This window comes from Actinomadura sp. RB99, assembly GCF_014706005.1.
Lineage (GTDB): Bacteria > Actinomycetota > Actinomycetes > Streptosporangiales > Streptosporangiaceae > Spirillospora.
On record NZ_JABMCA010000191.1, the window covers coordinates 1 to 808 of the forward strand.

Genomic DNA, 808 nt, shown 5'->3' on the forward strand with positions numbered 1-808 from the left:
TGTACTCGGTCATGACGTTGGTGACAGGCGGGTGATGGGTGGGTGGCCGCCGAGTGCGGTGTGTGGGCGTTGGGTGTTGTAGTAGTTCAGCCAGGGTGTCAGGCGGTGGGTGCGTTGGGTGTTGCTGGTGAACACCTGCTGGTAGGCCCATTCGGTGGCCAGGGTGCGGTTGAAGCGTTCGACCTTGCCGTTTTGCCAGGGGCAGTGCGGGCGGATGAGTTTGTGGCGTGCGCCAAGATCGGCCAGGGCGGCGGCGAAGTCGCGGCTGTGGCGGTAGCACCAGGCGTTGTCGGTCAGCACCCGCTCGATGCGGGTGATGCCGTGGGCGGCGAAGAAGTCGGCGGCGCGGTGCAGGAAGCCGGCCGCGGTGGGGCCCTTCTCGTCGGGGTGGATCTCGGCGTAGGCGAGCCGGGTGTGGTCGTCGACGGCGGCGTGGACGTAGTCGTAGCCGATGCGGGCGTGTTTGTGGCGGGTCAGGCGGGAGCCGCCGCGGCCGTGGGCGCGCCAGCCGCCGCCGTCGGGGATGCGTCCGATCTTCTTGACGTCGATGTGCAGCAGCGCGCCGGGCCGGTCGTGCTCGTAGCGGATGGTGGTGTGGCGGGTGGCTCGGATGCGGCGGCCGGTGAGCGGGTCGCATTCGGCCAGGCGTGGAACGGTATGGCGGCGCAGGATGCGGGTGACGGTCCGTTCGGGCACTCCGGTCGCGGCGGCGATGAAGGCCGGCCCGCGGCGGTGGTGTTGTCGGTGGTCCAGCACGCGTTGCTCGTCGTGTGGTGCGGTGCGCCCGGGGGTGCGGTGCGGCCGCGAG

At 70.8% G+C, this 808-nt stretch carries 1 protein-coding gene; it reads right to left on the minus strand.

Annotation, left to right across the window (positions count from 1 at the left end):
- Positions 1 to 9 precede the first annotated feature (9 nt).
- Positions 10 to 808, minus strand: a 799-nt coding sequence (locus amrb99_RS49505; protein WP_190869042.1) for an IS481 family transposase, incomplete at its 5' end; no start/stop codon positions are given.